The 21,460-nt window shown below is 72.2% G+C and carries 20 protein-coding genes; 10 read left to right on the top strand and 10 right to left on the bottom strand.

Annotation, left to right across the window (positions count from 1 at the left end; translation table 11 throughout):
* Window positions 1-89 precede the first annotated feature (89 nt).
* Entirely contained in the window at window positions 90-1,532 is a 1,443-nt protein-coding gene (gene pntB, locus ABTW95_RS06425; RefSeq protein WP_396448816.1) for a Re/Si-specific NAD(P)(+) transhydrogenase subunit beta, read from the bottom strand.
* Between the two features lie 3 nt (window positions 1,533-1,535).
* Complete coding sequence (locus ABTW95_RS06430; protein ID WP_500225202.1) at window positions 1,536-3,068, bottom strand: Re/Si-specific NAD(P)(+) transhydrogenase subunit alpha; 1,533 nt, start codon at window positions 3,066-3,068, stop codon at window positions 1,536-1,538.
* A 390-nt stretch (window positions 3,069-3,458) separates the two neighbouring features.
* On the opposite strand from ABTW95_RS06430, the gene ABTW95_RS06435 reads away from it, so the two are divergent.
* Complete coding sequence (locus ABTW95_RS06435; protein ID WP_500225205.1) at window positions 3,459-4,733, top strand: cation:proton antiporter; 1,275 nt, start codon at window positions 3,459-3,461, stop codon at window positions 4,731-4,733.
* A 78-nt stretch (window positions 4,734-4,811) separates the two neighbouring features.
* Here the strand turns inward: ABTW95_RS06435 and ABTW95_RS06440 are convergent, their stop codons facing one another.
* From ABTW95_RS06440 to ABTW95_RS06450, 3 genes are all read right to left on the bottom strand, one after another.
* Entirely contained in the window at window positions 4,812-5,321 is a 510-nt protein-coding gene (locus ABTW95_RS06440; RefSeq protein WP_500225206.1) for a PepSY domain-containing protein, read from the bottom strand.
* Window positions 5,322-5,422: 101 nt separating this feature from the next.
* A complete protein-coding gene (locus ABTW95_RS06445; protein ID WP_396448812.1) occupies window positions 5,423-6,703 on the bottom strand; it encodes a sensor histidine kinase in 1,281 nt (426 codons plus the stop codon).
* Window positions 6,700-7,386, bottom strand: a complete 687-nt coding sequence (locus ABTW95_RS06450) for a response regulator transcription factor (RefSeq protein WP_396448811.1) — start codon at window positions 7,384-7,386, stop codon at window positions 6,700-6,702. Before ABTW95_RS06450 ends, ABTW95_RS06445 begins: the two co-directional genes overlap by 4 nt.
* A 99-nt stretch (window positions 7,387-7,485) precedes the next feature.
* Here ABTW95_RS06450 and ABTW95_RS06455 point away from each other — a divergent pair, with 99 nt between their 5' ends.
* The 3 genes from ABTW95_RS06455 to ABTW95_RS06465 all read left to right on the top strand — a co-directional run bounded on the left by ABTW95_RS06455 (window position 7,486) and on the right by ABTW95_RS06465 (window position 10,638).
* Window positions 7,486-7,980: a hypothetical protein gene (locus ABTW95_RS06455; RefSeq protein ID WP_396448810.1), complete on the top strand. Its 495-nt coding sequence runs from the start codon at window positions 7,486-7,488 to the stop codon at window positions 7,978-7,980.
* Between the two features lie 439 nt (window positions 7,981-8,419).
* A complete protein-coding gene (gene ctaD / locus ABTW95_RS06460; protein WP_500225439.1) occupies window positions 8,420-10,006 on the top strand; it encodes an aa3-type cytochrome oxidase subunit I in 1,587 nt (528 codons plus the stop codon).
* Between the two features lie 41 nt (window positions 10,007-10,047).
* Window positions 10,048-10,638 carry an Rv1733c family protein gene (locus tag ABTW95_RS06465; RefSeq protein WP_396448808.1) on the top strand — a complete coding sequence of 197 codons (591 nt, stop codon included), beginning with the start codon at window positions 10,048-10,050 and terminating at the stop codon, window positions 10,636-10,638.
* Window positions 10,639-10,681: 43 nt separating this feature from the next.
* On the opposite strand, the gene ABTW95_RS06470 is transcribed toward ABTW95_RS06465, so the two are convergent.
* From ABTW95_RS06470 to ABTW95_RS06485, 4 genes are read right to left on the bottom strand one after another with little or no spacing between them, the layout of a single operon-like run.
* Window positions 10,682-11,599: an NADP-dependent oxidoreductase gene (locus ABTW95_RS06470; RefSeq protein ID WP_500225211.1), complete on the bottom strand. Its 918-nt coding sequence runs from the start codon at window positions 11,597-11,599 to the stop codon at window positions 10,682-10,684.
* 24 nt (window positions 11,600-11,623) lie between these two features.
* Entirely contained in the window at window positions 11,624-12,982 is a 1,359-nt protein-coding gene (locus tag ABTW95_RS06475) for a glucose-6-phosphate dehydrogenase (protein WP_500225214.1), read from the bottom strand.
* Window positions 12,979-13,890, bottom strand: coding sequence for a glycoside hydrolase family 15 protein (locus tag ABTW95_RS06480; RefSeq protein WP_500225216.1), 912 nt, complete (start codon window positions 13,888-13,890; stop codon window positions 12,979-12,981). Before ABTW95_RS06480 ends, ABTW95_RS06475 begins: the two co-directional genes overlap by 4 nt.
* Window positions 13,891-13,913: 23 nt before the next feature.
* Window positions 13,914-14,795, bottom strand: a complete 882-nt coding sequence (locus ABTW95_RS06485; protein ID WP_396454066.1) for a LysR family transcriptional regulator — start codon at window positions 14,793-14,795, stop codon at window positions 13,914-13,916.
* A gap of 72 nt (window positions 14,796-14,867) precedes the next feature.
* Between ABTW95_RS06485 and ABTW95_RS06490 the strand changes: the two genes are divergently transcribed.
* From ABTW95_RS06490 to ABTW95_RS06515, 6 genes are all read left to right on the top strand, one after another.
* A complete protein-coding gene (locus ABTW95_RS06490) occupies window positions 14,868-16,064 on the top strand; it encodes a thiolase family protein (RefSeq protein ID WP_396453036.1) in 1,197 nt (398 codons plus the stop codon).
* On the top strand, window positions 16,061-16,756 hold the full coding sequence (locus ABTW95_RS06495; RefSeq protein ID WP_396453038.1) for a 3-oxoacid CoA-transferase subunit A: 696 nt from the start codon (window positions 16,061-16,063) through the stop codon (window positions 16,754-16,756). The genes ABTW95_RS06490 and ABTW95_RS06495 overlap by 4 nt, the downstream gene beginning before the upstream one ends.
* 1 nt (window position 16,757) lies before the next feature.
* Window positions 16,758-17,390, top strand: a complete 633-nt coding sequence (locus ABTW95_RS06500; protein ID WP_396454068.1) for a 3-oxoacid CoA-transferase subunit B — start codon at window positions 16,758-16,760, stop codon at window positions 17,388-17,390.
* Window positions 17,391-17,632: 242 nt separating this feature from the next.
* Window positions 17,633-18,478: a peptidoglycan-binding domain-containing protein gene (locus ABTW95_RS06505; RefSeq protein ID WP_396453041.1), complete on the top strand. Its 846-nt coding sequence runs from the start codon at window positions 17,633-17,635 to the stop codon at window positions 18,476-18,478.
* 48 nt (window positions 18,479-18,526) lie between these two features.
* Window positions 18,527-19,414 carry a peptidase inhibitor family I36 protein gene (locus ABTW95_RS06510; RefSeq protein ID WP_500225222.1) on the top strand — a complete coding sequence of 296 codons (888 nt, stop codon included), beginning with the start codon at window positions 18,527-18,529 and terminating at the stop codon, window positions 19,412-19,414.
* A gap of 32 nt (window positions 19,415-19,446) precedes the next feature.
* Window positions 19,447-20,388, top strand: coding sequence for a peptidase inhibitor family I36 protein (locus tag ABTW95_RS06515; protein WP_500225224.1), 942 nt, complete (start codon window positions 19,447-19,449; stop codon window positions 20,386-20,388).
* A 43-nt stretch (window positions 20,389-20,431) separates the two neighbouring features.
* Here the strand turns inward: ABTW95_RS06515 and ABTW95_RS06520 are convergent, their stop codons facing one another.
* Window positions 20,432-21,394: an NBR1-Ig-like domain-containing protein gene (locus tag ABTW95_RS06520; protein ID WP_500225443.1), complete on the bottom strand. Its 963-nt coding sequence runs from the start codon at window positions 21,392-21,394 to the stop codon at window positions 20,432-20,434.
* Between the last annotated feature and the right edge of the window lie 66 nt (window positions 21,395-21,460).

Below are 21,460 nucleotides of genomic sequence, written 5' to 3' on the forward strand. Positions count from 1 at the left end.
CCCGCCTGCGCTGGACAATGAAGTGGCAGGAGATGCCGGCGAACCCCTCAGCCGAGCCTGGGGACGATCCTGAGTCGGTGCTCCCAGGGTCAGCCGGGTACCGGGGTCAGGCGTTCCAGGCTGCGGAGGATGCCTTCGACCTGGTCCTTGGCGTCACCGAAGAGCATCTGGGTGTTGTCGCGGAAGAAGAGCGGGTTCTGGACGCCGGCGTACCCGGTGGCCATGGAGCGTTTGAACACGATGACCTGCCGGGCGTTCCAGACCTCCAGGACGGGCATGCCGGCGATCGGGCTCGCGGGGTCCTCCTCGGCGGCCGGGTTGACGATGTCGTTGGCGCCGATCACCAGGACGACGTCGGTGCCGGCGAAGTCGTCGTTGATCTCGTCCATCTCCAGCACCAGGTCGTAGGGCACCTTGGCCTCGGCGAGCAGCACGTTCATGTGGCCGGGCAGGCGGCCGGCGACCGGGTGGATGCCGAACCTGACCTGGACGCCGAGGTCGCGCAGCCGCGCGGTCAGCGCGGCGACGGGGGTCTGCGCCTGGGCGACGGCCATGCCGTACCCGGGAACGATGATCACCGAGGAGGCCGCGGTGAGCGCCTCGGCGGCCTCGGCCGCGGTGATCTCCCGGTGTCGGCCCTGGTCGGCGCCGGACGCGGCGGGCGCCTCCAGGCCGAACCCGCCGGCGATGACCGAGAGGAACGAGCGGTTCATCGCCCGGCACATGATGGCCGACAGGTAGGCGCCCGAGGAGCCCACCAGCGCGCCCACGATGATCAGGAGGTCGTTGCCGAGCAGGAACCCGGACGCGGCGGCCGCCCACCCGGAGTAGCTGTTCAGCATGGAGACCACCACCGGCATGTCACCGCCGCCGATGGAGGCGACCAGGTGCCAGCCGAGCAGGAGCGCCAGCGCGGTGACCGCGGCGAGCTGCCACATCCGGGGCTCCGCGACGAAGGCGACCGTGAGCGCGGCGAACACGGCGAGCGCCGCGACGTTGAGCAGGTTCTTGCCCGGCAGCATCAGCGGTGCGGACTTCAGCCTGCCCGACAGCTTGCCGTAGGCCACGACGGAGCCGGTGAAGGTGACGCCGCCGATGAGGACGCCGATGAAGACCTCGGCGCTGTGGATTCCGAGCATGCCCTCGCGGGCGAGCGCGGCGGCCTCCGTCCCCTCGGGACGGTGCTCGACGTGCAGGTAGCCGCTCCAGCCGACCAGGACCGCGGCCAGCCCGACGAAGCTGTGCAGCAGTGCGATGAGCTCCGGCATCGCGGTCATCTCCACCGACCTGGCCCGCTGCAGGCCGATCAGCGCGCCGACCGCGATCGCGGCCACGAGCAGCCCGAACGCGGGGAGGTCGATGCCGTCGTCGATGGTGAGGGCGATGGTGGCGGCGAGCGCCACGACCATCCCGAGCATGCCGTAGGTGTTGCCGAGGCGCGCGGATTCGTGCCGGGAGAGCCCGGCCAGCGCGCGGATGAAGAACAGCGCCGCGACGATGTACGCCGCGGTCGCGGCGGTTGCGACCGTCATTGCCTAGCTCCTGATGAACATGGCGAGCATGCGGCGGGTGACCGCGAATCCGCCGAAGACGTTGATGCTCGCGAGCAGGATCGCCGCGAGCGAGAGCGCGGTGATCGCCGCGTGTCCCGTGCCCATCTGCACCAGTGCGCCGACCACGATGATCCCGGAGATCGCGTTGGTCACCGACATCAGCGGGGTGTGCAGCGCGTGGTGGACGTTCCCGATCACGTAGTAGCCGATCACGATGGCCAGCGCGAACACCGTCAGGTGCACCTGCAGCGCCGCCGGCGAGACCGCGATCAGGCCGAACACCGCGGCGGCCGCGGCGGCGGCGCCGACCCTTCGCGGCACCGGGTTCCTCCTGGCCGGCGGGTCCTCCGCCGCGGGCTCCGGCCGCGCCGGCCCCACGGCGGCCGGCGCCGCGGACACCGCCACCGGGGGCGGCGGCCAGGTGAGCTCCCCCTCGCGGACGACGGTCATCGAGCGCTGCACGACGTCGTCGAAGTCGAGGACGAGCCGGCCGTCCCGCTGCGGGGTCATCAGCTGTATCAGGTTGGCCAGGTTGGTGCCGTACATCTGGGACGCCTGCGCGGGCAGCCGCCCGGCCAGGTCGGTGTAGCCGAGGATGACCACGCCGTTGTCGGTGACCACCCGCTCGCCGGGGACCGTCCCCTCGACGTTGCCGCCGTTGGCCGCGGCCAGGTCGACGATCACCGACCCGGGCCGCATCGTCGCCACCATCTCGGCGGTGATCAGCTTCGGCGCGGGCTTGCCGGGGATGAGCGCGGTGGTGATGACGATGTCGACGTCGCGGCACTGGTCGGCGTACAGCGCGGCGGCGCGGACGTTGTAGTCGTCCGACATCTCCTTGGCGTAGCCGGTGCTCGGAGCGTCGTCCGGCTGGGCCTCGGCGACGGCGAGGTACTCGCCGCCGAGCGAGCGCACCTGGTCGGCGACCTCCGGGCGCGGGTCGGTGGCCCGGACGACCGCGCCCAGGCTGCCGGCCGCGCCGATCGCCGCGAGCCCGGCGACGCCGGCCCCCGCGACCAGCACCTTCGCCGGCGGGACCTTGCCCGCCGCGGTCACCTGGCCGGTGAAGAACCGCCCGAACTCGTGCGCGGCCTCGATCACCGCGCGGTACCCGGCGATGTTCGCCATCGAGGAGAGCACGTCGAACGACTGCGCCCGGGAGATGCGCGGAACCGCGTCCAGGGACAGCGCCGTGATGGGACGCCGGGCGAGGTCCTCCACCAGGTCCGGCCTGAACCGGGGGTTCAGCAGGCCGATCAGCGTGGCGCCCGGCCGCAGGGCGTCCAGCCGCGCGGGTGAGGGCTGGGTGACGCACAGGACCACGTCCGAGGCCGCCGCGTCGCCGATCGCGGCGCCCGCGTCCTCATACCGGTCATCGGGGAAGCCGGCTCCCGCGCCGGCTCCGGACTCGACGATCACCTCGTATCCGAGCTTCTGCAGTCTGGTGACGGTGTCCGGTGTCACCGCCACCCGCCGCTCGCCGGGCGAATCCTCCTTGAGAACTCCAACGATCATGACAACCACCTCGTATCTCTCCCGCGTCAGCGCCGGGAGCGCGCAGTACGTGGCATCGCGCCGGGTCGCCGGGGGGCGCCCGCCGCCGGCCCGGACGCGGACGAGCGGACACCGCCAAGTATCTCGGCATCAAGCTAATTCTGCCGCGAGCGGGACCGTTTCCGCTATGCACTGTGTGCCAGTCTTGGCTCCGAAAGTTGGGCACTTGCCCACTGTCCTGCGGGAACGCCGCAGCCCGGTTGCGCCGCGCGCACGGCCGCCCACGACGAGGCCGGCCGCGCCCGCGGCGGGATCCGGCATGGAAAGCGCCTCCGAAACCCGTTAGGGTCATGCCCTGGTGAGCCGGGAAGTCTGGTCGGCAGTGCTGCCGCCGACCCTGGAAAGACTCGCATGACGGATCTGCTGCTCTCCTTCGCCGCCATGCTGCTGCTCGCGGTCCTGGTGTCGAGCCTGGCGCACCGAACCGTGCTGTCGACGGCGGCGCTGTTCCTGGTCGGCGGCTTCCTGCTCGGCGACGGCGTCACCGACCTGATCTCCCTCCGGCCCGGAGACCCGATCGTCTCCCGGCTGGCCGAACTCGCATTGTTCGCGGTCCTGTTCACCGACGGCATGCACGCCGGCTGGCACGACCTGCGCAACGCCTGGCGGCTGCCCGGACGCGCCCTGGGCTGGGGCCTCCCGCTCACGCTGGGCATCACCGCGGTCTTCGCGCACTACCTGGTGGGCCTGGGCTGGGTGGAGTCGCTGCTCATCGCGGCGGTCCTCACCCCGACCGACCCGGTGTTCGCCGCCGCGCTCGTCGGCAACGAGAAGGTGCCGCCGCGGCTGAGGAACCTGCTCAACGTCGAGTCCGGGGTCAACGACGGGCTCATCCTGCCGTTCGTGGTGGTGTTCCTGGCCATCGCCCAAGGCGAGGAGGACCTGCACCTCGGTGAACTGGCCGGTGAACTGGCCGGCGGGCTGGCCATCGGGGTGGCGATCCCGTGGGCGGCGATCATGTTGGAGCGGACCCGCTGGTTCGCGATCGCCCCCAAGTACGAACCGCTGAACGCGGTCGCGATCGGCCTGCTGGTGCTGGCGACGGCGCAGGCCACGCACGGCAACCTGTTCCTGGCCGCCTTCGCCGCCGGGGTCACCGTCGCCACCATGGGACGCGGCCACCGGGAGGCGTTCGAGGAGTTCGGCGAACTGGTCGCCGAACTCCTCAAGCTCGCCGCGCTGCTGGTGTTCGGCGCGCTGCTGTCGCCCGAGTTCCTCGGGGACGTCGGCTGGGCGGGCTGGGCCTTCGCCGTTCTGGCGCTGGTGGTCGCCCGGCCGGTCGCGATCTGGGTGTCGTTCCTGCGGTCGCGGCTGACGATGCGGGAGCAGGCCGCGGTGATGTGGTTCGGGCCCAAGGGCTTCGCCTCGGTCGTGTACGGCCTGCTGGTGCTTGAATCGGGGATCGCGGCCGGCGACCACATCTTCCATCTCGTCGGCGCCACCATCGCGCTGTCGATCCTCGCGCACTCCTCCACCGACATCCTCGTCGCCCGCAGCTTCGACGACGAACACGAGGTGCCGACCTGGCACGGCAGAGCCCGCGCACGCCTGCAGAAGACCCGCCGCACCGCGCCGGCACGGGACACGGCCGATCCACCGGCGGACGCCGACGAGCGCCCGGAATGACCAGGGCGACGCGGCGGAGCGCCGCCCACGGGCCTCGCGGACGGGCGGGGCCGTGGGCGGCGCGTCCGTGTCCGGGCTTCAGTCGTCGTGGTGACCGCCGTGGTGGCGGCCCCGGTCGTCGTGCCCCCGGCCGTGGCCTCGGTCGTCGTGGCCACGGTCGTCGTGGCCACGGTCGTCGTGGCCACGGTCGTCTCGGCCTCGGCCTCTGTCGTCGTCGGTCCTGTGCCTGAGCACCGTCCCGGTCCGGACGTCGATGTGGATGTCGTGTTCGACCCCGTTCACGATCACGTCGACGTCCCAGACGGTGCGGCCGTGCTCGGTCTCGAGTTCGACCGACTCGATCCAGCCGCCGGGGACCACCCGCAGGGCGATCCGCGCGGCCTCCCCGGAGTCGATGGCCCCCGGCGCCCTCGGCGTCACCGGCGCCTTCGGCGCGGCCGGCGTCGACGGGCTCGCCGACGGCGCCACCGCAGCCGCGCGGCCGGTCCCGCCCGGCGGTGTGCTCCCGCCCCCGTTGGCCAGGGCGACTCCGCCGCCGAGCACGATCGCGGCGCCCGCGACCCCGGCGATCAGTGTGGTCCTCCGCATCTTGCGACCTCCTTCTCCGGGCCCCCGCTTCAGGAGTCCGTGCCACCGAGAGGTTCGCCCGAACGCGGATAGGGCCGCGCTACCGCGTCCCTAAGGTCGCGCTAAGGATTGCCGAGGTCGAGTTCCACCACCGCGCCGCCCTCCGGGGAGCGGCCGACCGACATCGTCCCGCCCGAGTCCTCGGCGGCGCGGCGGACGATGTCGAGGCCGAGGCCGCTCGACCCGGACCCGCTGGCCCCGCGCTCCAGCGACCGGGGCGAGTCGAAACCGGGTCCCTCGTCGGCGACGGTGAGCCGCGCACCGCCCGCGGGCACGGCGTCCAGGCGGATCGTGAAGGCCGTCCCCTCGGGGGTGTGGGCGAAGACGTTCTCGATCAGCGCGTCGACGGCCGCAGCCAGGTCGTCGCGGCCCAGCGCCACATGCAGGGGCCCCGGCGGAAGCCGGGCGGTGAGGCGCCGGTCCTGGTCGTCGGCCAGGACCGTCCAGAACCGCACCCGCTCGGCGACGACCTCGGTCGCGTCGCAGCCGGCCGCCGCGGCCGCCGCGGGCGCCGGGCGGCGGGCGTCCTCGATGATCTGGGTCACGGCCCGCTCCAGCGCGTCGACCGAGGCGCCGACCCGCGCGGCCTCGCCGGGGTCCCGCAGCGTCTCGACGTCCAGGCGCAGCGCGGTGAGCGGGGTGCGCAGCCGGTGCGACAGGTCGGCGGCCGCCTCCCGCTCCTGCGCGAGCAGCTCCCGGATCCGTCCGGCCAGGTGGTTGAGCGCGGCCGACACCTCGCGCAACTCGGCGGGGCCCGCCGGCCGTGCCCGCGCGTCGAGGTCCCCGGCGGCGAGCCGGTGCGACACGACGGCGAGGTCGTGCGTCGGCTGGACGAGCGATCTCGCCATCCGCCAGGCGACCGCCAGGCTCAGCCCCAGCAGGACGACCCCCAGCGCCGCGAGGATCAGCCAGGCCCGCATCACCCCCCGGGTCAGCGCGGCGTCCGGCACGAACGTGCGGACGACCGCGGTGCCGTCCGGCAGGCCCTGGACGGCCACGAGGATCTCCCGCCCGCCCGGCGCCTGCGCCGTGAGGCTGCCGCCGCGGGCGGCCAGGTCGACGGCGGGCGACCGGGGCGCCGGGCGGCCGAGGACGGTCCCGCCGGGGAGGAACACGGTGACCGGCCACTCCCCGGTGCCCGCGCCGGCCTGGTCGAGGGCGTTCGCGAGCGCGGGCCGGTCGAGCGTGGTCACCAGCGCGGCCACCGACTCGGCCGCGATCGTCGCGGAGCTCGTCGCCCGGTCGGCCGCCACGGTGCGGACGAGCAGCGCGAGCGGCACGAGGAACGCGAGCAGGACCAGCGACGTCGTGGCCGCCACCAGCAGCGTCAGCCTGCGGCTCATGGGGCCGGATCGACGAGCTTGACGCCGACGCCGCGCACCGTGCGCACGTACCGCGGGTCCTGCGCGGTCTCGCCCAGCTTGCGGCGCAGCCAGGACAGATGCACGTCGACGGTCTTGTCCGCGCTGCCGTACACCGTCCGCCACACCTCGGTGAGCAGCTCCCGCTTGCTGATCACCTCGCCGGGGCGCTGCGCGAGATAGTGCAGCAGGTCGAACTCCTTCGGGCTCAGATCGAGCGGGACGCCGTCGAGCGACGCCACGCGGGTGCGCGGCTCCACCCGGAGCCCGCCGACCACGAGGGCGGGGTCGCCGGCCTCCTCCTGCCGGGCGCGCCGGAACACCGCGCGGATGCGGGCGTCCAGCTGCGCCGCACCGAACGGTTTGACCACGTAGTCGTCGGCGCCCGCGTCGAGCACCCGCACGATCTCCCGCTCGTCGTCGCGCGCGGTCGCCACGATCACCGGCACCCGGCTGACCGCGCGGAGCATGCGCAGCACCTCGCCGCCGTCGAGATCGGGAAGGCCGAGGTCGAGCACCACCACGTCGGGCCGCTCTTCGACGGCCTGCTTGAGCCCGCTCATCGCGGTGTTCGCCGAAGCCACGGCGTGGCCCAGCTCTCCGAGCGCCCGGACGAGCGTGGTCCGGATCTTGGCGTCGTCCTCGACCAGCAGCACCTGTGCCACGTATGCACGGTAACCCGCGGAATGTGCCGTGAACTGCCCCGAACGGACGTTACCGCCGTCTTAACCTGGCCTTAGGAATGGGCGGGCGATGATGGGGCCATGAGGCGACGGGTCCTGCTCGGCATCGCCGGCTGGCTGGTGGCGCTGGTGGCGGCGACCACCGTCGGCATCGCCGCGATCGGTGTGCTCGAGGACGGCATCACCGGTTCGCGGGCCCAGACGCTCGACCGGGACAGCGTCAGGCAGGGGCTGAGCAGCCCGGCCGTTCCCGCGACCGCCTCTTCCAAGCCGCCCACCGGAACCGCTGCGCCCGCGTCTCCGGGCGACGAGGTCACGAAGGTCCTCCGCACCGAAGGCGGCAGCGTCACCGCGAGGTGCGCCGCGGGCCGGGCCCGGCTCGTCGCGTGGAGCCCGCGGCAGGGCTTCGAGGCGGAGGACGCCAGGCGGGGCCCGGCGCGGGAGGCGTCCCTGAAGTTCGAGTCCGACGACGCCGAGTACGAGGTCACGGTGACCTGCGGACCCGACGGCCCGACCGCGAGCTCCCGCAAGGACGACGGCCACCGCCGCGGTCACGGCGGCCGCGGCCGCGGCTGACCGGCCGCCCGCGCCTCCGCTGATGGCGGCACCGGCCCGGCCGCCGGGCCTTCCGCAGGGCACCGGCATCACCGCAGGGCCGCGCTGATCGCCTGGACGTCTCGGGCCGCGATTGTCAAGGGCTACAGGGCCCTCGGGTTCGGGACCTTCGCCCATGTCTTCGCGAATCGCGGTGCTCCACCCTTCGAGGTGCTCCGGCAGGCCATCCGGGACGGGTGCTCCGGGGGCGGGTCCGCCGTCCCGGGAACGCGCGCGTCCCCCATGGAGCAGGGATGGAGCGGGGAGAGCCGGATCAGGCCGGTGCTCCCGACCCCGGAGACGGCGCAGAGACCAGGAAAAGCGGAGATGGCCATTGACTCTGGAGAATGAACACGCCGCGCCCGTCACCGCCGGCCGCGGCGAGGTCGTCCGGACCCGCAGCGCGCGGCAGGGGTCGGCGATCGTCTCGTGGATCACCTCGACCGACCACAAGGTGATCGGCTACATGTACATGGTCACCGCGTTCGGGTTCTTCCTGATCGGCGGGCTGATGGCGCTGGTCATCAGGGGCGAGCTGGCCAGGCCGGGGCTGCAGCTGACGTCCAACGAGCAGTTCAACCAGCTGTTCACCATGCACGGGCTGATCATGCTGCTGCTGTTCGCGACGCCGATGCTGGTCGGGTTCGCGAACGTGCTGGTGCCGCTGCAGATCGGCGCGCCCGATGTGGCGTTCCCCCGGCTGAACATGCTCGGCTACTGGCTGTTCCTCTTCGGCGGGCTCATCGCCGCCGGCTCGTTCCTGACGCCCGGCGGCGCGGCGAGCTTCGGCTGGTACATGTACCCGCCGCTGTCGGACTCGACGTACAGCCCCGGGATCGGCGCCGACATGGGCATCATCGGGCTGACGCTGGGCGGCGTCGGGACGATCCTCGCCGGGGTCAACTTCATCACCACGATCCTGTGCATGCGGGCCCCGGGCATGACGATGTTCCGGATGCCGATCTTCACGTGGAACATCCTGTTCACCAGCTTCATGATCCTCGCGATCTTCCCGCCGCTGGCGGCCGTGCTGATCGCGCTGGAGGCCGACCGGAAGCTGGGCGCGCACATCTTCGACCCCGCGCACGGCGGCGACCTGCTCTTCCAGCACCTGTTCTGGTTCTTCGGCCATCCCGAGGTGTACGTGATCGCGATTCCGTTCTTCGGGATCGTCTCCGAGGTGATCCCGGTGTTCTCGCGCAAGCCGGTGTTCGGGTACATCGGCATGGTCGGGGCCACGATGGTGATCGCGGGACTGTCGATGTCGGTGTGGGCGCACCACATGTTCACCACCGGCCAGGTGCTCCTGCCGTTCTTCTCGTTCCTGACGTTCCTGATCGCCGTCCCGACCGGGATCAAGTTCTTCAACTGGGTCGGAACCATGTGGCGCGGCCAGCTGACCTTCGAGGCGCCGATGCTGTTCTGCGTCGGGTTCCTGGTGACGTTCCTGTTCGGCGGGCTGACCGGAGTCATGCTCGCCTCCCCGCCGATCGACTTCTCGGTGAGCGACACCTACTTCCTCGTCGCCCACTTCCACTACACGCTGTTCGGCACGGTGGTGTTCGCGATGTTCGCGGGCTTCTACTTCTGGTGGCCGAAGATGACCGGGAAGAAGCTGCACGAAGGCTGGGGCAAGGTGCACTTCTGGACCCTTTTCATCGGCTTCCACACCACCTTCCTGGTGCAGCATCTGCTGGGCGTGCAGGGAATGCCGCGGCGGTACTCCGACTACCCGGAGGAGTTCACGTTCCTCAACCAGGTCTCCTCATTCGGCGCGCTCCTGCTCGGGATCTCGACCCTGCCGTTCCTCTGGAACATCTGGCGCACGGCGAAGCAGGCGCCTCTCGTGGGCGTCGACGACCCGTGGGGATGCGGCGGCTCACTGGAATGGGCGACCTCGTGCCCGCCGCCGCGGCACAACTTCCACCGCATCCCGCGCATCCGGTCGACGCGTCCCGCGTTCGACCTGCATCACCCCGAGTACGCCGCGAAGATCGAGGGTTCTTAGCGGCGGGCGCCGTGAGCGGGCACAGGCTGGGGAACCCGGGCATGGGACGCTTCGAGGCGCTGCTGGGACGGCTCAACCGGAGGCGTCGCGTCCTCGGCTTCTGCCGCAGCGGGCTGTGGCGGGCCGAGGACCGCGTCCAGCTGGCCGCCGGGGTCGTGCTCTTCATGCTGTTCGTCATCGCCGGACCCGTGGGGGCCGGTTTCGCCGCGCACGCCGTCTACGACGCGGGCGTGCGCGCCGAACAGCACCAGAAGGCGACCCGCCGGCAGGTGACGGCGACCGTGGTGCGGCCCATGGGCGACCCGGACGGCCCGGGCCCGGCGCCGCCCCGGACCGCCGTGGTCTCCTGGACCGACCCCGGCGGCGGCCGGCGCAGCGCCGGCGCCCTCCTCGGGCTCAGGCACCGGACCGGGGAGACCGTGCGCGTCTGGGTGGACCGGTCCGGCCGGACGACCCATCCGCCGCAGAGCCGCTCGACCACCGGCCTCAGAGCGACGATCGTCCTCGTCACCGTCCCGATCCTCGCGGGGGCGCTCGCGCTGACCCTCCACCGGCTTCTGCGCGCGGGCCTCGACCGCTTCCGCTACCGCCGATGGGACCGCGAGATCAGCCACCTGACCCCGCACCTGTGAAGGACCGCCGCCCGGCCGGCCGCGATCTCACCTGCGCGCGCGCTCATGCGCGGACGCGAATTATCGTCTTGCCCTTGCGGCGTCCGGTCGAGTCGAGGGTGGCGACGGCGTCGTCGAGGGGCGCGACTTCGCCGATGTTCGTGCGCAGCCGTCCGTCGCGTACTCGCTGGACGATCTCGGCCAGCTGGGCACGGTCGGACTCCACGACGAAGTCGATCGCCAGGCCGTCGGCGGGCCGCGCCTCGGGCGGGCCGACGACGGTCACCAGGGTTCCTCCGGCTCGGATCAGGCGCGCGGATCGCTTCTGGACGTCGCCGCCGATGACGTCGAACACCAGGTCGACGCCGCCGGCGTCTTCCAGCGCATCGGTTCCGAGGTCGACGAACTCTGCCGCGCCGAAGTCGAGCGCCTTCTGGCGGTCGGCGGTGCGTCCGGTGCCGATGACGTAGGCGCCGGACTCGCGCGCGAGCTGCGTCGCCATCGACCCGACCGCGCCGGCGGCGCCGTGCACGAGGACACTCTGCCCCGCCTGGAGGCGGCCGTGCCGGAACAGTCCCTGCCACGCGGTCAGCCCTGAGATCGGCAGGCTCGCGCCCACCGTGAAGTCGACGTCACCCGGCAGGGGCGCGAGGTTGCGCGCCTCGACGGCCGTGTACTCGGCCAGTGTGCCGTCGCGGTGCCAGTCGGTGAGGCCGAACACCCGCTGTCCCACGGACAGGCCCGTCGTGCCGTAGCCGAGGGCGGTGACCACTCCGGCCAGTTCGTGGCCGGGGATCGACGGCGTCCGGTCGCGGTCGCTGCGATCGGCCCAGGTCGAGGGCCACGCCAGCTCGGTCGGGACGAATCCCGCCGCGTGGACCTGGACGATGACGTCGTTGATCGCCGCCGGCGGCTCGGGCCGCTCCGTCAGCGTCATCCCGGCCGTTCCCGCGGCCTCGTCCGTCACCACGATCGCCTTCATCCGGCACCTCCATGTGCGCTGTGTTCAGGTGGCTGGGCCGGTGGTGCCTGCCGGGTATTCCTGGAGGGGAACCAGGTCCTTGGACCAGGCGGACATTACCGGGGTCAGGACCCGCCATGCCTCTTCCGCCTCGTCGCCTCGGATCGACAGGGCCGCGTTGCCGTGCAGGACGTCCAGGAGCAGCCGGCCGTAGGCGGGCAGGTCGGGGGTCTCCATCTGCGCGGTCATGGTGAGAGGGGTGAGGGTTCGCGCGCCGGAGCCGATGGCGTTGAGCCCGAGCGTCATGTCCTCCGGGTCGAGCCCGAAACGGAGCACGTTGGGAACGGCCTCGCCTGTGTGGCCGAAAGGCAGGTGCGGCACGGGACGGAAGTGCACCGCGACCTCTTTGCGGTCGTCCTTGAGGGCCTTGCCGCTGCGGAGCCGGAAGGTCGTGTCCGACCAGCGCCAGCTTTCCAGGTGCAGTTCCACCTCGGCGAAGGTCTCGGTGCGGTTGTGAGGGTCAACGCCGTCCTCGTCGATGTAAGCGGGGACGTCCCGGCCGTTGATGCTGCCTGCGAGGTAGCGTGCCCGGCGGGTGTGGCGTACGGCGTCCTGGTCGGTGAAGGGACGCACTGAGCGAAGGACGTCCATCTTGCGGTCGCGGAGGTCGCGCTCACCGAGGCTTAGCGGCGGCTCCATGGCCACTAGGCACAGGACCTGGAGCAGATGGTTCTGCACCATGTCCTTGAGGGCGCCGACACCGTCGTAATAGCCCGCTCTGCCCTCAAGGGCCAGGGACTCGTCCCAGACGATGTCCACCTCGGAGATGTGCGCGCTGTTCCAGATGGGTTCGAGCACGCGGTTGGCCAGGCGGCTGCCGAGCAGGTTCTGGACGGTGGTCATGGCCAGGAAGTGGTCGACGCGGAACACGGCCTGCTCCGGGACGACCTCGGCCAGCAGCCGGTTCAGCTCCCGGGCGGTCTCCAGGTCTTCACCGAAGGGCTTCTCCAGGACGATCCGGCTGCCCGGCGGCAGGCCGGCGCCGTGCAGGGCGGTGATGCCGCCGGGGAACACCGCCGGGGGAAGCGCGAGGTAGAGGGCGACCGGCCCGTCACCGGCGATGAGGTCGGAAAGGTCGGCGGGGTCGGTGGCGTCGGCCTGCCGGTACCGGGCCGTGCCGGCGACCCAGCGGCGCGCGTCGGCGGGCGCGGAGCCCGCGTGGCGGTCGAGCTGCTCGGCCGCCCACACCCGGAACTCCCGGTCGTCCCGGTCTCCGCGGTCGGCGCAGACCAGGTCGAAGCCGTCGGCGAGGTGCCCCGCCGCCCGCAGGGCCGCCAGGCCCGGCAGCAGGTAGCGGGCGTTCAGGTCGCCGGTGGCGCCGAAGATCACGAGCCGTTCGATCATGCCGTGTCGCCTGCCTTCGCGCGGGCGAGGGTGACACCGCCGAAGATGACGCCGATGTGGCTGAACGCCTGGGGGAAGTTCCCCATGAACGCGCCCGTCGACGGGTCGATCTGCTCCGGCAGCAGCCCGAGCGGGCTGGCCCGGGCGCAGAGCGAGTCGTACAGGTTCTCGGCCCGCTCGATCTGGCCCTGCAGCGCGAGGTTGTCGACCAGCCAGAAGCTGCACAGCAGGAACGCGCCCTCGTCGCCGGGCAGGCCGTCCGGCGACTGGTCGTGCAGGTAGCGGTAGAGCAGGCCGTCCCCGGCGGACAGGCGTTCGGCGACGGCCGCGGTGGTCGCCGTCATCCGCGGATGCTCGGCGGGGACGACCTTCCGCAGGGGAAGGGCGAGGAGGCTGGCGTCGAGGCTCCCGCCGCCGTCGAGGTGCTCGCTCAGGCACTGCGCGTCCTCGTCCCAGGACTCCTCCAGGATGAGCCGGCGCAGCTTGCCGGCCGCGGCGCGCCACGTGTCGACGGGGCCGGGGAGGCCGAGGCGTTCGCCGATGGCGGCGGCCCGGTCCAGCGCCACCTGGCACATCCCGGCCGAATAGGTGAAGACCCGGCCCTCGCCGCGCACCTCCCAGATGCCCTGGTCCGGCTGCCGCCACGCGGTCTCGGCGGTGGAGGCGAGCTCGGCCAGCTTCGACCAGAGCGGCGGCTGGAGGTCGCCGCCGGACAGCAGCCACTGGTCGGCGCAGTCCAGGACCTCGCCGTAGATGTCGTGCTGGCGCTGGTCGGCGGCGCCGTTGCCCCACCGGACGGGGGCCGAGCGCCGGTAGCCCTCCAGGCCGGGGTCCCGGACCTCGCCGGGGACGGGTTCCCCGCCGAGGGTGTACATGATCCGCGGCTGCCGGCTGTGCTCGCGACGCATTACCCGCTTGCGCGGGGCTCCCGTCAGACGATCTCCCGGATGAGGGAGACGGCCCGGGCCAGGTGCGGTTCGGTGCGGTCGGTGCGGTGCGCGATCGCCAGCTCGACGTCCACGGCCGGACTCGCCAGCGGCCGGTAGGCGACGCCTTCGAGGGCCAGGGCCGTCACCGGTTCCGGGACGACGGCGACGCCGAGCCCGCCCGCGACCAGGGTGATCAGCGTGGAGGTCTCGCCGACCTCGTGGCGGATCCGGGGTTCCGCGCCGGCGTCGCGGAAGAGCCCGACCACGACGTCGTACATCACCGACCGCCGGTCGGCGGAGTGCACGATGAGGCCCGCGCCCGCCAGGTCGGTGACCGCCAGCTGCGGGAGGGCGGCCAGGCGGTGGTCGGCGGGAACGGCGACGACGAGCCGGTCCCGGCGCAGCGGCAGCACGGTCAGCGAGGGGTCGGCGCTCGGCGGCCGCAGCAGGGCCAGGTCGATCTCGCCGGTCCGCAGGGCCGTGGCCTGGTCGGGGGCCAGCATCTCGCCGCGGAAGGAGAAGTCGACGCCGGGCAGCTCCATGGACAGGCCGCGGGAGATCGCGGGCAGCAGGCTGTAGGTCGCCGACCCCACGCAGCCGATGGCGAGATGGCCGACGGCGCCGGCGGCCACCCGGCGGGCCTCGTGCGCCGCCTCGTCCACCTCGCCGAGGATCTTCCGGGCGCGGACCAGGTAGGCGCGGCCCGCGTCGGTGAGGTCGACCCGGCGCGTGGACCGGTGCAGCAGGGTCACGCCGAGCTCGGCCTCCAGCCGCCGGATCGCCTGCGACAGCGGCGGCTGCGCCATGTTGAGCCGCTCGGCGGCCCGGCCGAAGTGCAGTTCCTCTGCGACGGCGATGAAGTACCGCAGGCGACGGAGATCCATCGATAGTTCGTCTCAATCAGTGCAAATATTGATACTTCACTGTATCAAGGGAGGCCGCCTAGCCTCGGAGCCATGAGCTCCTATCTGTACTCCGCCGTCCGGACGCCGTTCGGCCGGTTCAACGGCGCGCTGTCCGGCGTCCGCCCGGACGACCTCGCGGCCGGCGTGATCACCGCGCTGCTGGACCGGGCGCCGCGGCTGGACCCGGCGGCGATCGGCGACGTCGTCTGGGGCAACGCGAACGGCGCGGGCGAGGAGAACCGCAACGTCGGCCGGATGGCCGCGCTGCTCGCCGGGCTGCCGACGAGCGTGCCGGGCACGACCGTCAACCGGCTGTGCGGCTCCAGCCTCGACGCGGCGATGATCGGCTCCCGGGCGATCGAGACGGGCGACGCCGACGTGGTCCTGGCGGGCGGGGTCGAGTCGATGACGCGGGCGCCGTGGGTGCTGCCGAAGCCCGCCAAGGGCTTCCCGGCCGGCGACCTCGCCGCGGTCTCGACGACGCTCGGCTGGCGCCTGGTGAACCCGCGCATGCCGAAGGAGTGGACGGTCTCGCTCGGCGGGGCCAACGAGATGCTCCAGGAGAAGTACGGCGTCAGCCGCGAACGCCAGGACGCCTTCGCGCTGCGTTCGCACCGGCTCGCGGCGGCCGCGTGGGACGAGGGCTTCTACGACGACCTGACCGTCCCCGCCGGGGAGCTGAAGCGCGACGAGGGGATCCGCGCCGACACCTCGCTGGAGAAGCTGGCGAAGCTCAAGCCCAGCTTCCGCCCGGACGGCACCATCACCGCGGGCAACGCCTCGCCGCTGAGCGACGGCGCGTCCGCGCTGCTGCTCGGCTCGGCGGCCGCCGCCGACCTGATCGGCCTCGACCCGCTCGCCCGCATCGCCGGGCGCGGCGCGTTCGCGCTCGACCCGCAGGAGTTCGGCTACGCCCCCGTCGAGGCGGCGAATCGCGCCCTCGCGCGGGCCGGGATCGGCTGGGACCGGGTCGGCGCGGTGGAGCTGAACGAGGCCTTCGCCGTCCAGTCGCTGGTCTGCGTCGACGCCTGGGGGGTCGACCCGGAGATCGTCAACACCCGGGGCGGCGCGATCGCGATCGGCCATCCGCTCGGGGCCAGCGGCGCGCGCGTGCTGGGCACGCTCGCGAAGGTGCTCCGCGAGCGCGGCGAGCGCTGGGGCGTCGCCGCGATCTGCATCGGGGTCGGGCAGGGCCTGGCCGTCGTCCTGGAGAACACGGACGCGGCGAGCGCGGGAGCCGGGGCGTGAGCCGCACCGAGATCGTGGAGAGCGTCGACGAGGCGGTGCGCGGCATCGAGGACGGGAGCACCGTCCTGGTCGGCGGCTTCGGCTTCGCCGGGATGCCGTTCGACCTCATCGACGGGCTGATCCGGCAGGGCGCGAAGGACCTCACCATCGTGTCCAACAACGCCGGGAACGGGGACGTCGGGCTGGCCGCGCTGCTCAAGGCCGGGCGCGTCCGGAAGGTGGTCTGCTCGTTCCCCCGGCAGAGCGACTCCTACGTCTTCGACGAGCTCTACCGGGCGGGGAAGATCGAGCTGGAGATCGTGCCGCAGGGCAACCTCGCCGAGCGGATGCGCGCCGCCGGCGCGGGCATCGGCGCCTTCTACTGCCCGACCGCGGTGGGCACCCCGCTGGCCGAGGGCAAGGAGACCCGGACCATCGACGGGCGCGAGTACGTCCTGGAGTACCCCATCAAGGGCGACGTGGCGCTGATCAGCGCCCACCGGGCCGACGCGATGGGCAACCTCGTCTACCGCAAGACGGCCCGCAACTTCGGGCCCGTCATGGCGACGGCCGCGACCACCACGATCGTGCAGGTGGGCGGGATCGTCCCCGTCGGCGGCATCGACCCGGAGACGGTCGTCACGCCCGGCATCTACGTCGACCGCGTGGTGCGGGTCGAGGCCCGGCACTACACGGTCCAAGGAGCGCGCTGACATGTCCCTGACCCCGGACGAGCTGGCCGCGATCGTCGCCCGCGACATCCCGGCCGGCTCCTATGTCAACCTCGGCATCGGCCGCCCCACCAAGGTCGCCGACCACCTCCCGGACGGCTCGGGCATCGTGCTGCACACCGAGAACGGCATGCTCAACATGGGGCCCGCCGCGGCCGGCGACCAGATCGACCCCGACCTCACCAACGCCGGGAAGGTCCCGGTGACCGAGCTGCCCGGCGCGTCCTACTTCCACCACGCTGACTCCTTCGCCATGATGCGCGGCGGCCACCTGGACGTGTGCGTGCTGGGCGCGTTCCAGGTCTCCGCCTCCGGGGACCTCGCCAACTGGAGCACCGGCGCGCCCGACGCCATCCCGGCCGTCGGCGGCGCGATGGACCTCGCCATCGGCGCCAAGCAGGTCTTCGTGATGATGACGCTGTTCGACAAGAAGGGGCGGTCGAAGCTGGTGCCCGAATGCACCTATCCGCTGACGGGCGTCGGCTGCGTCAGCCGGGTCTACACCGACGTCGCCGTCATCGACGTCGGCCCGGACGGGGCGTCGGTCAGGGAGACCTTCGGCGTCACGGTCGACGAGCTGCGCGACCGGGTGCCCGTCCCCCTCAAGGCGGCCTGACGGCCGCACCCCGTCGCATCGGCCCGACGAACGCGCGTCCCGGTTCCGCCGATTCCGCGGGACCGGGCGGCGCGCCGGACGCCGCGCCCCCGCGCGTCAGCGCGTGTCAGATCGTGTCCGGCTGTACGGGAGTGGCAGGCGTACAGGCTGACAACAACGATCTTCTTGTGAACGGCTGAGCCATGGGTGACCGTGGTCTCCGCCGCGGGCTCCGCTCCCTTCGCCCGCACTAGGAGATCACGATGAAGCTGCCGTCATACGCGGCCGCCCTCCTGGCGGCCGCGCTGCTCACTCCCCTGGCCGGGGCGTCGGGGGCGCCGGCCAGGGCCGCCGACGCCAAGGCCCTCCCCAGCGTGGACATGGAGGCCACCGTCAAGGCGGCCCAGATCGACCCGCGGCGGGCCGACGACACGCTGACGCCCGGCGCCAAGGCGAGCGTCCTGCTCGTCGAGCGGGCGCTGCGCGACAGGAACCTCCTCGACGACCGGTGGGTGGACGGCTACTTCGGCACCACCACGATCGCGGCCTACGCCGAGTACCAGAGGTCGCTCGGCTACTCCGGGCTCGACGCCAACGGGCTGCCCGGCAGGACGTCCCTCACCAAGCTGGGAGCGGGCCGCTTCACCGTCACCCGCGCCATCGGCCCGGGCGCCCGCGTGACCGCCGGCGACGGCGCCGTCATCAACACCCGGACGCGGGACATGCTCGCCGAGGCGGAGCGGCTGCTCGGCCGCCGCCTCGTGCTGGAGCAGGGGTCGTACAACCCGGGCGGCGACCCCACGTCCGCGGGCACCCATGACGGCGGAGGCGTCGTCGACATCTCGGTCGAGGGGATGAGCTCCGCGACCCGCACCGCGGCCGCCCGCGCGCTGCGCCGGGTCGGCTTCGCCGCCTGGGTGCGCAGCCCCGCCCAGGGCGACTGGCCGTGGCACATCCACGCCGCCGCCATCAGCGACACCGACCTCTCCACCCAGGCCCAGCACCAGACCGGCGACTACTACCTCGGCCTGAACGGGCTCGCCGACCGGAAACCGGACGACGGCCCGAAGGTGGCCATCCGCACCTGGGAGGAATACCAGCGCCGCTGACCTCCCGCCCGTGCACCCGCCAAGATCCGCGAACGAAGGAGATGAAGGATGAGCACGCTCAGCAAGGTCTTCACCGCGACGACGGCCGCCATCGCGCTCGGCGGCGCGGCGGCCGCGCTCGCCTCGCCCGCCTCGGCCGCCGCCCGCAACGGCGTCTGCGAGAGCGGGGAGTTCTGCTACTACTACAACAGCAACAACGCCGGGTCGGTCTCCGACTTCACCGGGTCGGTCGCCAACTACGGCACCGAGCAGCCGTCCTGCTACGACTTCAAGGGCGCGGGCAACGGCAAGGGGCAGTGCATCAAGAACAACGCCGCCTCCGTCTGGAACCGCAGCAGCAAGACGGTCCGGGTCTACTACAACAGCAACTACGGCGGCACCTACCAGGACTTCAAGGCCGGCGCCAAGGGCAACCTCAACTCCAGCCTGAAGAACCAGAACGCCTCCCACCAGTTCTCGCCGTCCTCGCGCACGAAGATGACGACCGGGCTGTACAAGGCGAGCGGCGGCCGGATCACCTGCGGCTTCGACGGCTACACCTCCACCCCCGGCCGCCACGAGGGCATCGACATCGCCCGCGGCATCGGCTCGGACGTGCACGCCCTCGTCAGCGGCAAGGTCATCTACATCGCGCGCGGCGCCAACGGCAGCGGCGGCCTCTCCACCATCTCCATCTACAACTCGTCGCTGAACAAGACCGTCATCTACCTGCACTCCGCGCCGCGGTCCTCGCTCGCGGTGGGGCAGTCGATCAGCCGCGGCCAGGTCATCGCGGACGAGGCGTGGCGCGGCGTGTCGTCCAGCTCGGCCGCCCACACCCACGTCGAGATGCGCCTCGGACGCCAGACGCACGCCGCCAAGAGCGTCGGCGACCCGACCCTGGACAACCCGAACCCGACCTCGTTCTGGCACTCCCAGGGCTACAACATCGCCTAGCGCTCCCGGTCCCCCAGCAGAGGAAGATGACTGTGTCGAAACGAACTGCACGGCTGATCCCGCGGCTCACCGCGGCGGGCGCCGCGGCGGCGCTCGGCGGGACGGTGCTCATCCCGGCCACGGCCGCGGCGGCGGCCGGCCGCAACGGCGTCTGCGAGAGCGGCGAGTTCTGCTACTACTACAACAGCGACAACGCCGGGTCGGTCTCCGACTTCACCGGGTCGGTCGCCAACTACGGCACCCAACAGCCGTCCTGTTACGACTTCAAGGGCGCGGGCAACGGCAAGGGCGTCTGCATCAAGAACAACGCCGCATCTGTCTGGAACCGCAGCAGCAAGACGGTCCGGGTCTACTACAACAGCAACTACGGCGGCACCTACCAGGACTTCAAGGCCGGCGCCAAGGGCAACCTCAACTCCAGCCTGAAGAACCAGAACGCGTCCCACCAGTTCCTGAGCTCCGGCCCGACCGGATGCAAGACCGACGGGACGGACAGCAAGCTGCCCACGACGATCCTGGTGTACCGGGTCTCCCTGAACCGGGTGGACCGGGTGGCGTTCAAGACCTACGTCAAGAACGTCCTGCCCAACGAGTGGGTGCCGAGCTGGCCGAAGGAGTCGCTCAAGGCCGGGGCGATGGCCGTGAAGAGCTACGGCTGGTACTGGGCGCTACACTCGACGCGCAAGACGTCCGACGGCCGGTGCTTCGACGTCTACGACACCACGTCGAGCCAGGTGTACAAGCCGGGTTCGGCGCAGGCGTCGACCAGTTCCGCGGTGGACGCGACGTGGGGCACCCGGATGACCCGCGGCGGAAAGATCCTGCAGGCCCACTACTGCTCCACGACGACGGCGTGCGGCGGATGGGTCACCGGGGACTGGATGTCGCAGTACGGCTCCCGTGACAAGGCCAACGCGGGCTGGAGCTACTCCAGAATCCTCAAGGCCTACTACAGCGGGATCACGCTCTCCTGACCGCCCCGCGATGGTTCCCCGCCGCGCCCGCCGCGGCGGGGAACTACCGTCCCTCGACGATGACCTGGAAGTTGACCGGCCGGTTTCCGGGGAACGCGACCTTTCCGGAAGCGTCCACCATCTTAAACCGCACATAGCACAGGCCGGGTTTGCGCGGCGTGGTGATCTGAGTCCTGATGTCGACCATCTTCCCCGGCCGCGTATCGTCGATCGGCACATCGGAAATGGTCTGGCATTGGTCGGCCTGCTGCGGAACGTCGAGCCGGCGCAGCGAATACCCCTCCCACGGCACCTTCCCGACGTTCTTCAGCCGCCACACCTTGGTCACGGTCTTCCCGCCGGCGACGCGCGTGCAGTCGGGCAGCGTGATGTCCGCGATGAACGCGGCCGCGTCGCCCTTGTGCGTGGGCGGCGCGGGCGGCGGATTGGTCTGCTGCACCGGGCAGTCCGCCGGGGAGAGCGCCGCCTTCGCCTTGCTGCCGGCGGGTTTCGCGCCGTCCCCGGAACCGCGGTCGACGGCGACGAGGACGATCACCGTCCCCACGCCGACGACCGCCGCGGCCAGCGCCGCGATGGCCGGCCCCCGCAACCGGGACCGCTCCGCCGGAGCCGCGCTCTCCTCCGGGGGCGGGGGCGCCGGATCACCTCCCGAAGCGGCTTCCGGCGACCCGATGGCCACGTGCACGGCGCCGGATTCGGCGGCGCTCCCGGCGGCGAGATCGCCCCGCGGGGCTCCGGCCCGTCCGGCGCTCACCGACCTGACCGCCCGGTTCGCCGCCTCCCACCGCTCGCGGAACTCCTCCGGGTCGGCACCGCACGCCTTGACGAACTCGGCGGTCGTCCCCCAGCTGGGGAGCCGGTTGCCCTTCGTGGCCTCGTGCAACGTCGTGTGCGAGATCGCTCCCGACCGCCCGGACATCTCCCGGAAGGGCGGATTGCCGACCGATTCCCGCAGTTCCCGCAGAGCCGCCGCGAAGTCCTCGATCGCCTCCGCCTGTGCACGCATGTCGTCCACCGGCCGAAGCTAACAGCGCCCCCACCCTCCCCTCAACCTCACCCCGATACCGCGGGT

Origin of the sequence: Spirillospora sp. NPDC127506 (assembly GCF_040302145.1) — a bacterium.
Lineage (GTDB): Bacteria > Actinomycetota > Actinomycetes > Streptosporangiales > Streptosporangiaceae > Spirillospora.

Coding starts and splice junctions, on each gene's coding strand:
- pntB (WP_396448816.1), bottom strand. CDS start 1,532: ATGACGGTCGCAACCGCCGCGACCGCGGCGTACATCGTCGCGGCGCTG.
- ABTW95_RS06430 (WP_500225202.1), bottom strand. CDS start 3,068: ATGATCGTTGGAGTTCTCAAGGAGGATTCGCCCGGCGAGCGGCGGGTG.
- ABTW95_RS06435 (WP_500225205.1), top strand. CDS start 3,459: ATGACGGATCTGCTGCTCTCCTTCGCCGCCATGCTGCTGCTCGCGGTC.
- ABTW95_RS06440 (WP_500225206.1), bottom strand. CDS start 5,321: ATGCGGAGGACCACACTGATCGCCGGGGTCGCGGGCGCCGCGATCGTG.
- ABTW95_RS06445 (WP_396448812.1), bottom strand. CDS start 6,703: ATGAGCCGCAGGCTGACGCTGCTGGTGGCGGCCACGACGTCGCTGGTC.
- ABTW95_RS06455 (WP_396448810.1), top strand. CDS start 7,486: ATGAGGCGACGGGTCCTGCTCGGCATCGCCGGCTGGCTGGTGGCGCTG.
- ABTW95_RS06465 (WP_396448808.1), top strand. CDS start 10,048: ATGGGACGCTTCGAGGCGCTGCTGGGACGGCTCAACCGGAGGCGTCGC.
- ABTW95_RS06470 (WP_500225211.1), bottom strand. CDS start 11,599: ATGAAGGCGATCGTGGTGACGGACGAGGCCGCGGGAACGGCCGGGATG.
- ABTW95_RS06475 (WP_500225214.1), bottom strand. CDS start 12,982: ATGATCGAACGGCTCGTGATCTTCGGCGCCACCGGCGACCTGAACGCC.
- ABTW95_RS06480 (WP_500225216.1), bottom strand. CDS start 13,890: ATGCGTCGCGAGCACAGCCGGCAGCCGCGGATCATGTACACCCTCGGC.
- ABTW95_RS06485 (WP_396454066.1), bottom strand. CDS start 14,795: ATGGATCTCCGTCGCCTGCGGTACTTCATCGCCGTCGCAGAGGAACTG.
- ABTW95_RS06490 (WP_396453036.1), top strand. CDS start 14,868: ATGAGCTCCTATCTGTACTCCGCCGTCCGGACGCCGTTCGGCCGGTTC.
- ABTW95_RS06500 (WP_396454068.1), top strand. CDS start 16,758: ATGTCCCTGACCCCGGACGAGCTGGCCGCGATCGTCGCCCGCGACATC.
- ABTW95_RS06505 (WP_396453041.1), top strand. CDS start 17,633: ATGAAGCTGCCGTCATACGCGGCCGCCCTCCTGGCGGCCGCGCTGCTC.
- ABTW95_RS06510 (WP_500225222.1), top strand. CDS start 18,527: ATGAGCACGCTCAGCAAGGTCTTCACCGCGACGACGGCCGCCATCGCG.
- ABTW95_RS06520 (WP_500225443.1), bottom strand. CDS start 21,394: ATGCGTGCACAGGCGGAGGCGATCGAGGACTTCGCGGCGGCTCTGCGG.